Source organism: Delftia sp. RIT313, assembly GCF_000632165.1.
GTDB classification, from domain to species: Bacteria; Pseudomonadota; Gammaproteobacteria; order Burkholderiales; family Burkholderiaceae_C; genus Comamonas; species Comamonas acidovorans.
In genome coordinates, this window is sequence record NZ_JFYT01000074.1 from 21,964 (window position 1) to 36,817 (window position 14,854).

Sequence of the window (14,854 nt, forward strand, 5' to 3'; positions counted from 1 at the left end):
AGATCGCCATGACAGCACCGCAAGATATTCAGTCCCTGCGCGCCCGGCTCAGCCCCGAGCAGCGTGCCCAGCTCGATGCCCGCCTGCGCGGCGGCGGCAGCCCGGCCGTGCGCGCTGGCCAGGACATTCCACGCCGCGATCCGGCCAGCCCGGCCCTGCTGTCCCATGCCCAGCGCAGCCTCTGGCTGACCTGGCAGCTGGCGCCCGACAGCCCGGCCTACAACCTGGCCGGCAGCCTGGACATGGAAGGCCCGCTGGACGCGGGGGCGATGGCTGCGGCGCTGGACGATCTGGTGGCGCGGCACGACATCCTGCGCACGCGGATCACGGCCGGCGACGATGGCCAGGCGCTGCAGGCGGTGCAGCCGATGCAACCGGACGGGGCCACGTCGCTGCAAATGCCTGTGGTCGATATGCCAACGCAGGCTGCGCTGGAAGACGCATTGGCCGGCTTCGCGCAGACGCCTTTCGCCCTTGACCGCCAGGCGCCGCTGCGCGCCTGCCTGTACCGCCTGGACGCGCAGCGCCATGTGCTGGCGCTGTCGCTGCACCATATCGCGGCGGACGGCTGGTCGCTGCGCATCCTGGTCGACGAGCTGCTGCACTGCTACGAGGCCCGCTTGCGCGCGCAGCCCCCCGCACTGGCACCCATGCCCATCCAGTTCGCCGACTACGCGGCCTGGGAACGCCAGCGCCTGGACGGTGGCGAGCGCGAGCGCCAACTGCGCTACTGGCGCGAACGTCTGGGTCAGGAACACGCGCCGCTGGAGCTGCCCCTGAGCCATGCGCGCGGCGCCGTGACCGGCGCGGCCGAGGGCCGGCACCGCTTTGTCTGGCCCGCCGAGCTGTCCGATGCGGTGCGCGCGCTGGCGCGGGCGCGCGGCGCCTCGCTGTTCATGACCATGACGGCCTTGCTGGACCTGTTGCTGTACCGCCTGAGCGGCCAGCGCCGCATCCGCGTGGGCACGCCCATTGCCAACCGGGGCAAGGCCGAGACGCATGGGCTGATCGGCTATCTGCTCAACCTGCAGGTGCTGCAGGTCGATGCCGCGCCGCAGATGGGCTTTGGCGAACTGCTCGAACAGGTGCACCAGGCCGTGCTGGATGCGCAGCAGCATGCCGACCTGCCGTTCGACATGCTGGTCGAGGCGCTGGCGCCCGAGCGCCTGCCGGGCGTGCATCCGCTGTTCCAGGTCAAGTGCACGCAGCAGGACGCCATGGAGCGCGAGCGCAGTGCCGCCGGCGTGCGCGTGCGCATGCAGACACTGACGGCAGGCCAGGCGCATTTCGACCTCAGCCTGGACTTCACCGACCGGGCCGAGGGCATCGAATGCGTGTTCATCCACGACACGGGCCTGTTCGATGCGCAGCGCATCGCCGTCTTCGCGGACAGCCTGACCCGCTGCGCCCGGCAGGTGGTGGCCGCGCCCGATGTCGCGCTGGCGGCCATTGCGCTGGCCGACCCGGTTGACGTGGCTGACGGCGGCGAGGCTCCCCAGGCCGCAACCGTGCTTGCGCTGTGGAATGCCGCTGTTGAACGCCAGGGCCTGGGCATGGCGCTGCGCGCCGAAGCGCGCACCGCATCCTTCGTGCAGCTGGACCGCGCGGCCAACCGCCTGGCCGCGCAGCTGCGCGCGCAGGGCCTGGGACAGGAAACCCGCATCGGCGTGCTGGCGCCACGTTCGCCCGAGCTGGTGCTGGGCATGCTGGCCGTGCTCAAGGCCGGCTGCGTTCATGTGCCGCTGGACCCCGAGCTGCCGGCCGAGCGCCTGGCCTACCAGCTGCACGACTGCGGCGCACGCCTGCTGCTGGCGGCGCAGCCCGTGGCGTGGCAGCCGGCGATTCCTGTCTGGCCGCTGGCACTTTCCGACGACATGGAGCCTGAAGCCACCACGCTGGAGCCCGTCACGCTCCACCGCGATCAGGCCGCCTACCTCATCTACACCTCGGGCTCCACGGGCCAGCCCAAGGGCGTGGTGATCAGCCACGGCGCGCTGGCCAACTATGTGCAGGGCGTGCTGGCCCGGCTGGACCTGCCGGCCGGCGCCTCCAGCATGGCCATGGTGTCCACCGTGGCCGCCGACCTGGGGCATACGGTGCTGTTCGGCGCGCTGTGCTCTGGGCGCCTGCTGCACCTGATGGCCCCTGAGCGCGCCTTCGATCCCGATGCCTTTGCGGACTACATGCACACGCACCAGGTCGATGTGCTCAAGATCGTGCCCAGCCATCTGCAGGCCCTGCTGAACGCTGCCCGGCCCGCGCAGGTTCTGCCACGCCATTGCCTGGTGCTGGGGGGCGAGGCGACGGGCTGGGCGCTGCTGGAGCGCATCACCGCGCTGCAGCCCGCTTGCCGCGTGCTCAACCACTACGGCCCCACCGAGACCACGGTGGGCACGCTGACCCAGTCCGCAGACCAGGCCGACCGTGCAGCCGCCAGCCTGCCCATGGGCGTGCCGCTGGGCGGCACCGTGGCCCATGTGCTGGATGCGGCGCTGCAGGCCGTGCCCGCGGGCCTGCCGGGCGAGTTGTTCATTGGCGGAGCGGGTCTGGCGCGCGGCTACCAGGGCCGGCCTGCGCTCAGCGCGGAACGCTTTGTGGCCAGCCCCTTCGAGCCCGGCCTGCGCCTGTACCGCACGGGCGACCAGGTGCGTCAGCGTGCCGACGGCAGCCTCGAATTCCTGGGCCGTCTCGACGGCCAGGTCAAGATCCGTGGCTTCCGTGTGGAGCCCGGCGAAGTTGCCCAGGCGCTGCGCGAGCAGCCTTCCGTGCGCGAGGCCGAGGTGCTGGCTCTGGCCAGCGAAGACGGCCAGCTGCGGCTGTGCGCCTATCTGGTGCGCGAACCGGACCAGCCGGGCGACCATGACGGCCTGCGTGCAGCGCTGGGCGCCCGGCTGGCCGACTACATGCTGCCAGCGCACTTTGTCGATCTGCCTGCCATGCCGTTGACGGCCAACGGCAAGCTTGACCGCCGCGCGCTGCCAGCTCCTGTGCCGCAGGCGGCAACGGCTGCCACCGACGGGGGCCAGGCGCCCCAGGGAGCCATCGAGCAGCTGCTGGCCGAGATCTGGGCGCAGGTGCTGCGCACCGAGGCGCCCGGCCGCCATGACAACTTCTTCAGCCTGGGGGGCGACTCCATCCTGGCGCTGCAGATCGTGGCGCGCGCACGCAAGCGCGGCCTCAAGCTCACGCCCAGGCAGCTCATGGAGCAGCAGACCATTGCCGCGCTGGCCGCAGCCACGGGCGGTGCCGTGGCGGCCGCACCAGCTGCGCCCACCGCCCCGGCAGCCCCGGCCGCTGAAGCCGGTGCAGCATTTGGCCTGACGCCTGTGCAGCACTGGTTCTTCGAACAGGCCTTTGCGCAGCCCCACCACTGGAACCAGTCTGTGCTGTTGACTTTGGGCGAGGTGCCGGACCTGGCGCGCCTGCGCACGGCGGTCGATGCCGTGGTCACCCAGCATGAGGCGCTGCGCCTGTGCTTCGCCTGCAAGAACGGGCGCTGGACGCAGTGCGTGGGTGCCGCCCCCGCGCAGGCACCGTTCGAAACCCAGGACCTGTCGGCCGAGCGTGACGCGGGAGCGGCCATTGCGCGCGCCGCCGCAGCGCTGCAGACGACGCTGAGCCTGGAGCGGCCATTCAAGGCCGTGTGGCTGGATCTGGGCGGCACGCGCTCGGGCCGGCTGCTGCTGATCGCCCACCATCTGGTGGTGGATGCCGTCTCCTGGCGCATCCTGGTCGAGGACCTGCAGACCGCCTATGCGCAGCTGGGCAAGGCCCAGGCTGTCGATCTCGGCCCGCGCACCAGCGCCTTGCGGGAATGGACGCAAGCGCTGCAGTCGCGCGCCGCACAGTCCGCAACGCAGGCCGAACTGGCCCATTGGACCGAGACGCTGGCGCAGGCCGGCGCGCCGCTGCCCGGCCACGCCGCAGGCAGCAACACCGTCGCGGACACGGTCACGGTGGAGTGCAGGCTGGGCGAGGACCTGACCGAACAATTGCTCAGCGAAGTGCCGCCGGCCTACCGCACCCAGATCAACGACGTGCTGCTGACGGCTCTGGCACGCACGCTGTGCGCCTGGGACGGGCGCGACAGCGTGCTGGTCGAACTCGAAGGCCATGGGCGCGAGCCCTGGAGCGAGGACATGGACCTGGCCCGCAGCGTGGGCTGGTTCACCACGCTGTACCCGGTCTGCCTGCGACCGGGTGCCGACGCCGAGCCGGGCGCGGGCCTCAAGGCCATCAAGGAGCAGCTGCGCGCCGTTCCCGGCAAGGGCCTGGGCTACGGGCTGCTGCGCCATCTGGCCCCCCAAGGAACGCAGCTGCCGAAGCTGCAGCCGCAGCTCACCTTCAACTACCTGGGCCAGCTGGACCAGGCGCTGGACGGTGGCCTGGGCTGGCGGCTGGCGCGTGAGCCGGTGACCGGCCAGCGCGCACCGCAATCGTCGCGGCGCGCCTGGCTGGAAGTGGTGGCCTGCATACAGCGCGGCGAGCTGGTGCTGCAGTGGCACTACAGCGCAGCCGTGCACGATGGGGCGACGGTGCAGGGTCTGGCCGATAGCTTCCTGGGCGAGCTGCAGGCGCTGATCGCGCACTGCGTGGACGGCGGGCGCGGCGTGACGCCCAGTGATTTCCCGCTGGCCGGGGTCTCGCAGCAGCGGCTGGATGCGCTGGCTTTGCCGCTGGACAGCCTGGAGGATCTTTATCCGCTGACACCCACCCAGGCCGGCCTGATGTTCCACAGCCTGTCCGATACGCAGGAGACGGTCTATGTAAACCAGCTGCAGATGGACATGGACCGGGTAGACCCTGCGCGCCTGCGCGAGGCCTGGCAGTCGGCCAGCGACCGGCACGAAATACTGCGCACCGGCTTTCTCGACGGGCAAGGTCAGCTGCAGTGGGTGGCACGCCGAGCAGACCTGCCCTGGACCGAACATGACTGCAGCGGCCAATCCGATGCCGCGCAGGCCGCCGCGGCGCTTGCTTCGAGCGAGCGCGAGCGCGGCTTCGACCTCGCGCAGCCGCCGCTGATGCGTCTCGCGCTCGTGCGACTGTCCGCTCAGAGGCACAGGCTGATCTGGACCCGCCACCATCTTCTGCTCGACGGTTGGAGCAGCTCGCAACTGCTGTCCGAAGTTCTGCAGCATTACGCGGGCGACCGGCCCGCAGCTCCTGCGCGGCGCTACCGCGACTTCATTGCCTGGCTGGGTAGACGCGATCCGCAGGCGGGTCAGGCCTGGTGGCGTGAACAGCTTGCGGCGCTGCCGGCTCCCACGCGCCTGGCGCCGGCCATGGGAGCTCACGACAGGCGGGGAGCATCGATCGCAACGGGCCATGCCACGCTGGACGTGGCGCTGGACCGGCCGGCCACGCAGGCGCTGATGCGCTTTGCGCGCGAAGAGCGCGTGACGCTGTCCACGCTGGTGCAGGCGGCATGGAGCCTGCTGCTGTCGGCCTGCACGGGCCAGCCAGCCGTGGTTTTCGGCTCGACGGTGGCGGGCCGGCCTGCCGAACTCGATGGCGCCGAGCGGACGCTGGGCCTGTTCATCAACACCTTGCCAACGGTGGTCTGTGTTGATGCGGGCCGCGAGGTGGGCGACTGGCTGCGTGCCCTGCAGGCCAACGGTGTGGCCGCGCGCGAGCATGAGCACACGCCGCTGTACGAGATACAGCAATGGGCAGGCGCTGGTGCCGAAGGCTTGTTCGACAGCATCGTCGTCTTCGAAAACTATCCGCTGGGCGAGGCGCTGTCACAGGCTGGTGGCGCAGGCGTCGTGCTGGAAAGCGTGCGCAGCAGCGAGCAGACCCACTACGCCATGACCGTGGTCGTACACCAAAGTGACAGCCTGCGCCTGGGGCTGGACTATGCGTGCGCGCAGTTCAGCGAAGCGCAGGTCCGGCAGTTATCGGGCCGCCTGCTGTATCTGCTGCTGCAACTGGCCGCGTCCTCTGGCCGCCGCGTGGGTCAAGTGGTGCCCGCCGAGCCGGCCGAAACCGCAACGCTGGCCCAACGCGGCAGGCCGCAGCCATGCCTGGCTCCGGCCCAACCGCTGCACCAGCGCTTCGCGGCCCAGGCCCATCTTCACCTCGCAAGGCCGGCACTGGCTTTTGGCCCGTACTCTCTGAGCTACGCCGAACTCAACGCCCGGGCCAACCGCCTGGCCCACTGCCTCATCGCCCTGGGCGTGCGCCCGGAGACGCGCGTGGGCATTGCCATGCAGCGCTCGGTGGAGATGGTGGTCGGCCTGTTGGCCATCCTCAAGGCCGGTGGCGCCTATGTGCCGCTGGACCCGGACTACCCTGCGGATCGTCTGGCACATATGGTCGAGGACAGCGGCATTGCCCTGGTGCTGACGCAGGCTGCAGTGCGTACGCGCATTCCGGGCGCAGACCGCTTGCAGATTCTGGAGGTCGATACGCTGGACCTGTCTGCCGAAACGGATGCCGATCCGCAGGTTGAAGTGAACCCGGACAGCCTGGCCTATGTGATCTACACCTCGGGCTCCACGGGCCGTCCCAAGGGCGCGCAACTGAGCCACCGCAACGTGGCACGGCTGCTGGACGCCACCGATGCCTGGTTCGGCTTTGGGCCTGACGATGTCTGGACCCTGTTTCACTCCTATGCCTTCGACTTCTCGGTCTGGGAGATCTTTGGCGCGCTGTGCACGGGGGGCAGGCTGGTGGTGGTGCCGTACTGGGTCAGCCGCTCGCCCCAGGACTTCCTGGCTTTGCTGCGTGCGGAGCGCGTAACGGTTCTCAATCAAACGCCTTCGGCGTTTGGGCAGCTGGTGCATGCCGTGGAGCAGGACGAGGAGTGTGGCGCTGGCCTGGCGCTGCGCCATGTGGTCTTCGGCGGCGAGGCGCTGGAGCCCGAGAGCCTGCGGCCTTGGTTCGACCGCTTCGGGGACGAAAGCCCCCGACTCATCAACATGTACGGCATCACCGAGACCACGGTGCATGTGACGTACCGGGAGATCACCAAGACAGATTTGGATGGTGGCCGCAGTCCCGTGGGAACTGCCATTCCGGACCTGGGCCTGTACGTGCTGGACGGCAGTCTGAACCTGTTGCCGCAAGGCGTGGCGGGCGAGCTGTTCGTTGCGGGCGCGGGCCTGGCGCGTGGCTACCTGAACCGGCAAGGCCTGAGCGCGGAGCGCTTCATCGCCAACCCCTTCACGGACGATGGCAGCAGGCTGTACCGCACAGGCGACCTGGTGCGCTGGAACGCGCAGGGCGAGCTGGAATACCTGGGCCGGGTCGATCAGCAGGTCAAGATCCGGGGCTTCCGCATCGAGCTGGGCGAGGTGCAGTCGCAACTGCTGGCCCAGCCTGAAGTGCGTGAGGCGGTGGTGCTGGCCAAGCAAAGCGCAGGCGGGGCGAGATTGGTGGCCTATGTCTCGCTGAATTCGCCAGCCGAAGACGGTTTGCTCAAGGACCGGCTGGGCCATGCGCTGCCCGACTACATGGTGCCCTCGGCCATCGTCGTGCTCGATGCGCTGCCGTTGACGGCCAATGGCAAGGTGGACCGCAAGGCGCTGCCCGAGCCGGAGACAGCGGGGGCACAGGAATACGAGGCGCCGCAGGGCGAACTGGAAGAGGCGCTGGCGCGCATCTGGGCCGAGGTGCTGGGCGTGGAGCGCGTGGGACGCCATGACAGCTTCTTCGAGCTGGGCGGGCATTCGCTGCTGCTGGTGCAGATGCTGGCGCGTGTGCGCACCGAGATGGGCACGGACCTGGGCCTGGCCTACGCGCTGCGCCATCCGGTGCTGTCCCAGATGGCCCAAGGCCTGAGGGAGCAGCAGGTCCGGTCCGAAAGCCTGCCGCTGGCAGCGCTGGAATCCTTCATAGACGGTTTGGAAATCGCACCATGACACAGAACCAGTTCGACAGCATTGCGCGCAAATTCGCCCTGCTGCCGCCCGAGCAGCAGCGCCTGGTCTATCGCAAGATGCGAGAAAGCGGCGTGGACATGCGGCAATTGCCGATTCCGCCGCGTACCCAGGCATCGGCGCAGGACGGCCTTCCCCTGTCCTATGCGCAACTGGGCCAGTGGCTGCTCTGGCGCATGGAGCCGGCCAGTTCGGCCTACCACATCGGCACGGCGCTGAAGCTGTGCGGTGCGCTCGACACCGCTGCGCTGCGCGAGAGTTTCCAGGCACTGATCGGCGCGCACGAGTCGCTGCGCACGGTGTTCGACGTGGACGGGCAGGGCCTTCCCTACCAGCGCGTGCTGGCACAGGCCGAGCCGGACTTCGTGCAGGAGAACCTTGGCGAGGCGGCACCCGCCCGCCAGCAGGCCTTGCTGGAGGCGCGCTGCGCGCAGCTGGCCCGCCAGCCCTTCGATCTCGGCACCGGGCCGCTGCTGCGCGTGCGCCTGTTCAGGCTGGCCGACGATGTGCATGTGCTGGCCATCGTCATGCACCACATCGTCTCCGATGCCTGGTCGTTGCAATTGATCGTCAATGCCCTGGTGGACCAGTACCGGGCCCGTGCCTCAGGCGCCGTGCAGGCGCTGGAGAGCGCCGCCCTTCAGTATGCTGACCATGCGCTGTGGCAGAAGTCCTGGCTGGACGCTGGAGAGTCGGAGCGCCAACTGGCCTATTGGCGTGACACGCTGGGGAACGATTCACCCCTGGTCGAACTGCCTGCGGACCATCCCCGGCAGGCCCGGCCATCCTATGAGGCGGCCCGCCATCTTGCTTGCGTGCCCGATAACCTGGCCCGGGGCCTGCGCGAAAGGGCCTGCGAGGAGGGGTGCACCGTCTTCACACTCCTGCTGGCCGCCTTCCAGGCGCTGCTGTACCGCCATACGGGGCTGCAACACATACGGGTGGGCGTGCCCATGGCCGGGCGCGACCATGCGCAGACCCAAGCAATGGTGGGCATGTTCGTCAACACCGTGGTCATCGGCACGCAGGTGGGCGGTGGCAGCAGCCTGCGCCATCTGGTGGAACAGGTGCGCTCGGCCGTGACGGGCGCGCAGTCGCACCAGGACCTGCCTTACGAGCAACTTGTCCAGGCGCTGCGTCCCGGGCAGGGTACGTTGTTCCAGGTGATGTTCAACCATGTGCACCATGACGATGCGGCGCTGGCCCGGCTGCCCGGACTGAGCGTCACCCCCATGGAGTGGGGCGGCCAGTCGGCCCAAGTCGAACTGGCGCTGGACATTCTGGAAGGTGCCGATGGCCGGCTGCAAATGCGTTTCAGCTACGCCAGAGAGCTGTTCGAACCGGATTCGGTGGCGCGCTGGCAGGCGCACTATCTGTCCTTGCTCCAGGCCCTGCTGCATTCGCCCGACCAGGCGCTGGGCAATCTGTGTTTGGTCGACGCCGAGCCTCTGAACCGCCTGCAGGGGTGGGCAAGGGGAGAGGGCTCCCGGTTGACCGACGGCCTGGTCCACGAACTGATCGCCCGGCAGGCGCAGGCCCATCCCGATGCGCCTGCGGTGATTGATGGTGGCGCAACGCTCAGCCATGGTCAGCTGCAGCACCGTGTCGATCGCGCCGCGCGCCTGCTGGTGGCGCATGGCATCGGCCCCGATTGCCGGGTGGGACTGGCTCTGCCGCCCTCGGCCGACATGATCGTGGGCCTGCTGGCCATCATGAAGGCCGGCGCCGCCTTCGTGCCGCTGGACCTGCGGCATCCGCCGCAGCGCCTGGCCCATATGCTCATGGACAGCGGCGCGACCTGTCTTCTCACCCAGCCCGGACAGTCGCCGGAGCTGGATACCGTGTCCCTGGTGCTGACATTGGACGCACCGATGCCTGCAGGCGCCCGGCCTGCGCAGCCGCTGCCGGCCGTGCATGCGGACAGCCTGGCCTATGTGATCTATACCTCGGGCTCGTCGGGGCGTCCCAAGGGGGTGGCCGTGTCCCATGGAGCCCTGGCCATGCATATCCAGGCCATGCGCGAATTCCATGGCATGCAGCGCCAGGACTGCGGCCTGCTGTTCGCCTCCGTGGGCTTTGACGCCGCCTGCGAGCAATGGATGGTGCCGCTGGCCAGCGGGGCGGCCGTGCTGACGGGGGATGCGCGGGCGTGGACGGCGCGCGAATTCGTGGCAAGAACGGCCGAGGCTGGCGTCAGCGCGCTGGACCTTCCGCTGGGCTATCTGCGGCTGCTTGCCGACGAGCTGGGCTGTCCTCTGGAATTGCCGCGGCTTGAGCGTTGCATCATCGGCGGCGAGGCCCTGCCGACCCAAGGGCTGTCGCTGGCCCGGAGGATGTTCCCCGGCGCCCGTATCTTCAATGCCTATGGCCCGACCGAGGCCGTGGTCACGCCGTCCATCTCGGATGTCAGCGAGGTCACTGACGTGGGTGCCCATGCGCCCATAGGCCGGCCCGTGGGCGAACGCGAGGCCTGGGTGCTGGATGCCGACATGCAGCCCGTGGCGCCCGGCATGGCCGGAGAGCTGTACCTGGGCGGCCAGGGGCTTGCGCGCGGCTATCTCGGCATGCCCGCGCTCAGCGCGGAGCGCTTCGTCGCCCACCCGCTGGGCGAGCCGGGCAGCCGCCTCTACCGCAGCGGCGACCTGGCGCGCTGGCGCGCCGATGGCCAGCTCGAATTCCTGGGACGCGTGGACCAGCAGATCAAGCTGCGCGGCCTGCGCATCGAACCCGGCGAGATCGAGGCGGTGCTGCTGGCGCAGCCTGGCGTGCGCGAGGCCGTTGTCATGGCTGACGCCGTTGGCGCGCGGCTCGTGGCCTACGTGTCGGCGCTTGCAGGGCAGACCGTGCAGGCAGAATCTCTGCGCGCGCAGCTGGTGCATGTGCTGCCCGACTACATGGTGCCCGGCGCTGTGGTGGTGCTGGACAGGCTGCCCCTGACGGTCAATGGAAAGATCGACCAGAAGGCCCTGCCGGCCCCGGTCCAGGCATCGGTGACCTGGGAGGCTCCCCAAGGGGCGCAGGAGGAGATGCTCGCCGGCATCTGGGCTGGCCTGCTGGAGGCCGGGCGCATCGGCCGCCAGGACCATTTCTTCGAACTGGGCGGGCATTCGCTGCTGGCCATCCAGGTGGTCGAGCGCCTGCAGCGCGCCGGCTGGCAGGCCGAGGCGCGCGACCTGTTCCGGCAGCCGAGACTGCAGGATTTCGCTCTGACGCTGCGGCCTGCGCAACAGGCACAGGAAGACGGCGCCGCGGCGGCTTCAGGGGTGCCCGAGGGGTGCAAGCGGCTGGAGCCCTACATGCTGCCGCTGGTGACTCTGCAGCCCGATCATCTGCGCGCCATGGAGGCCGCCATCCCGGGCGGCGCGGCCAATATCCAGGATGCCTATCCGCTGACGCCCTTGCAGGAAGGCATTCTGTTTCATCACCTGGTGCAGTCGCGTGGCGACAGCTATGTGACCCACTGCCTGCTGGGCTTTGATTCGAAGGCCCGGCTGCTGGCTTTCGTGGAGGGGCTGAACCAGTGCATCGCGCGCCACGACATCCTGCGCACGGCGGTGCTCTGGGAGGGGCTGCCGCAGCCGGTGCAGGTGGTCTGCCGGCAGGCTCCGCTGCGCCTGGAATGGCTGCCCGAAGGCGATGGACCCGTCACCGTTGAACAGCGGCTTGCCGCGCTTGTGGACCCGGCTGAGTTCCGCCTCGATGTGCGGCAGGCTCCCATGGTCCGGGCCATTGCCGCCTTCGATCCCGCGCATCAGCGCTGGCTGCTGCAACTGCCCAGCCACCACCTGGTAATGGACCATACGGCGCTGGAGCTGCTGGTGGGCGAGGTGGGGCTGATCCATCAGGGCCGGCCCGATCTGCTGCCCGCGCCCGTTCCCTTTCGCCGGTTCGTGCAGCTGGCGCGCGACGAGGCCGCGCTCCAGGGCCATCAGGCCTTCTTCTCGAAACTGCTGGGCGATGTGGACCAGCCCACGGCGCCCTTCGGCCTGCTGACGCTGCAGGAGCCGGTGGCCGAGCACCGGCTGGCACTGGATGCCGGGCTGGCGCGCGCGCTGCACGGCTGCGCCCGAGGCCGGCAGGTCAATCCGGCCACGCTGTTCCATCTGGCGTGGGCCCTGGTGTTGGCCCGGGTCAGCGGCACGCAGGACGTGGTGTTCGGCACCGTACTGTTCGGCCGCATGCAGGCCGCGCAGGACATGGGCCGCGCTGTCGGCATGTTCATCAACACGCTGCCGGTGCGCCTGCGGCTCGGTGGCGCAGACCTTGACGGATTGCTGCGCCAGACCCGCGACTGCCTTGCCGGACTGCTGGCGCATGAGCATGCCCCCCTGTCGCTGGCTCTCAAATGCAGCGGCCTGCCCGGCACCACGCCGCTGTTCAGCAGCCTGCTGAACTACCGGTACGGCCAGGGCGGGGATGGGGCGCCGGCCGGCTGGGAAGGCATCAGCGTGCTTTCGGCCCGCGAGCGCACGACCTATCCCGTGGCCATGTCGGTGAACGACCAGGGTGGAGGCTTCACGCTGGCCGCGCAGGCCGCCGACGCCGACCATGCGCGGCGGCTGTGCCTGTACCTGGAGCAGGCGCTGCAGGCCATGGTGCAGGCCCTGGCCGAAGGAGGGCGCACCCGCGCCTGCGGCCTGGACCTGCTGCCGCCGCAGGAGCTGCTGCAGCTGCAGCGGTGGAGCACCAACACACGGCGCTTCGACGAGGGACCGCCGGTCCACCGCATGTTCGAGGCCAGGGCCGCCCAGGCGCCCGAGGCCATCGCCCTGGTCTGCGCGGATCAGGTCCTGTGCTACGGCGAACTCAACCACCGGGCCAACCGGCTGGCCCACGCACTCATGGCCCGGGGTGTAGGGCCCGAGTCGCGCGTGGGTATTGCCATGGAGCGCTCCATCGGCATGGTGGTGGCACTGCTGGCCGTTCTCAAGGCCGGTGCTGCCTATGTGCCTCTGGACCCCGACTACCCCGCCGAGCGCCTGCGCTACATGGTGGACGACAGCGGCATCGCCTTGCTGCTCACCCACGGCCACCTGGGCGCGCGCATGCCGCAATGGCCTGAAGCCGTGCAGGTGATGGAGCTGGATGAGCCGGCGCCCGAAGAGGCTGGAAGTGCCAACCCCGATCCAGCGCTCAGCTCGGAGAACCTGGTCTATGTGATCTACACCTCCGGCTCCACCGGGCGGCCCAAGGGCGCGGCCAACCGCCATGGCTCGCTGCGCAACCGGCTGCTGTGGATGCAGCAGGCCTATGGGCTGCAGCCATCTGACGTGGTGCTGCAAAAGACACCCTTCGGCTTCGATGTCTCGGTGTGGGAGTTCTTCTGGCCCCTGATGCATGGCGCCAGGCTGGTGCTGGCCGGTCCCGGGGAGCACCGCGACCCCGAGCGGCTTGCCGAGCTGATCGAGCGACACGGGGTAACCACGCTGCACTTTGTGCCGTCCATGCTGCAGGCCTTTTTGCAGCATGCGGATCTGGCGCGCTGCGCCAGCCTGCAGCGCATTTTCTGCAGTGGAGAGGCCTTGCCCGCCGAAGCGCAGGCCGGGGTGTTCGCGGGCTTGCCGCAGGTGGGCCTGTTCAACCTCTACGGGCCCACCGAAGCGGCCATCGACGTGACGCACTGGAGCTGCCGCGACGACGGGCGCAGCCAGGTGCCCATAGGCCGTCCCATCAGCCAGACCGGCGCCCATGTGCTGGACGCAGATCTGGGCCCGGCGCCCGTGGGCGTGGCCGGCGAGCTGTACCTGTCGGGTGCGAACCTGGCGCGCGGCTATCTGCACAGGCCGGCTCTCAGCGCAGAGCGCTTCGTGGCCAGTCCGTTCGGCGACGGCGAGCGCCTGTACCGGACGGGCGATCTGGTTCGCTGGCGGGTCGACGGGGAACTGGAATACCTGGGCCGCATCGACCAGCAGGTGAAGATACGCGGCCTGCGCATCGAACTGGGCGAAGTCGAGGCGCAACTGCTGGCCCAGCCGCAGGTGCAGGAGGCTGTGGCGGTGGCGCGCCAGGGGCCCGGCGGCATGCGGCTGGTCGGCTACGTCAGTGCGCGGCCCGGGCAGGCCATCGATGTCCAGGCACTGCGCGCGGCGCTGGCGCGCACCCTGCCCGAGTACATGGTGCCTGCCTTGATCGTGCAACTGGACGCGATGCCGCTCAATGCCAACGGCAAGCTCGACCGCAAGGCGCTGCCCGAGCCGGACGCACAGGCCGATGCCGGCCACGAGGCGCCGCAGGGCTCCGTGGAGCAGACCCTGGCCCGGGTCTGGGCGCAGGTGCTGGGCATCGAGCGCGTGGGGCGCCAGGACAATTTCTTCGCGCTGGGCGGGGACTCCATCCTCAGCCTGCGCGTGGCCGCGCTGGCGCGCCAGCGCGGCTTGCAGGTGTCGCCCGCCCAGATCTTCGAGAACCAGAGCCTGGCGGCGGTTGCGCAGGCCCTGGGCGATGGGCGGCTGCCGTCGCTGGAAGGCATCGCACGCCATGCCCCGCAGCCGGTGCGGGCACCCTCATCGGCTGAAGCGCGGCAATGGTTCCTCTGGCGCCTGGAGCCCGACAGCTCGGCCTACCACATCGCGGCCACCTGGACGCTGCGCGGCGCGCTGGACCGGGAGGCCCTTCGCCGCAGCTTCGCGGCGCTTGCCCTGCGCCATGAGGCGCTGCGGACCGTGTTCCCGCAGGGACCGTCAGGCCAGCCGCAGGCCGTGGTGCTGGAGGGAGCCCAACCGGACTTGCGCGTGATCGACCTGACCGTCGTCCCGCAACCGCAGCGCCGGGCCGATGCGGCCGCTGAACTACAGCGGCTGGCCGGGACGACATTTGACCTGGCCGCAGATCCGCCCTGGCGCGTGAGCCTGCTGGCCCTGGGGCCGGATGAGCATCGGCTTGCCGTGGTCATGCACCACATCATTTCCGATGGGCAGTCCATGCAGATTCTGGTCCAGGAGCTGCTTGCGCTGTACCTGGCGGGCGTGCAG

Annotated in this window: 2 protein-coding genes; both read left to right on the plus strand. The window is 69.7% G+C overall.

The window, feature by feature from the left end; all coding sequences use genetic code 11:
- Nucleotides 1-8 precede the first annotated feature (8 nt).
- Nucleotides 9-7,865, plus strand: coding sequence for a non-ribosomal peptide synthetase (locus BW39_RS22580; RefSeq protein ID WP_043824417.1), 7,857 nt, complete (start codon nucleotides 9-11; stop codon nucleotides 7,863-7,865).
- A partial coding sequence (locus BW39_RS22585; protein ID WP_043824413.1) for a non-ribosomal peptide synthetase occupies nucleotides 7,862-14,854 on the plus strand: 6,993 nt, incomplete at its 3' end. The genes BW39_RS22580 and BW39_RS22585, both read left to right, overlap by 4 nt.

What these genes read in the sequence shown, in the direction of transcription:
- BW39_RS22580 (WP_043824417.1), top strand. Translation starts at nt 9, where the DNA reads ATGACAGCACCGCAAGATATTCAGTCCCTGCGCGCCCGGCTCAGCCCC.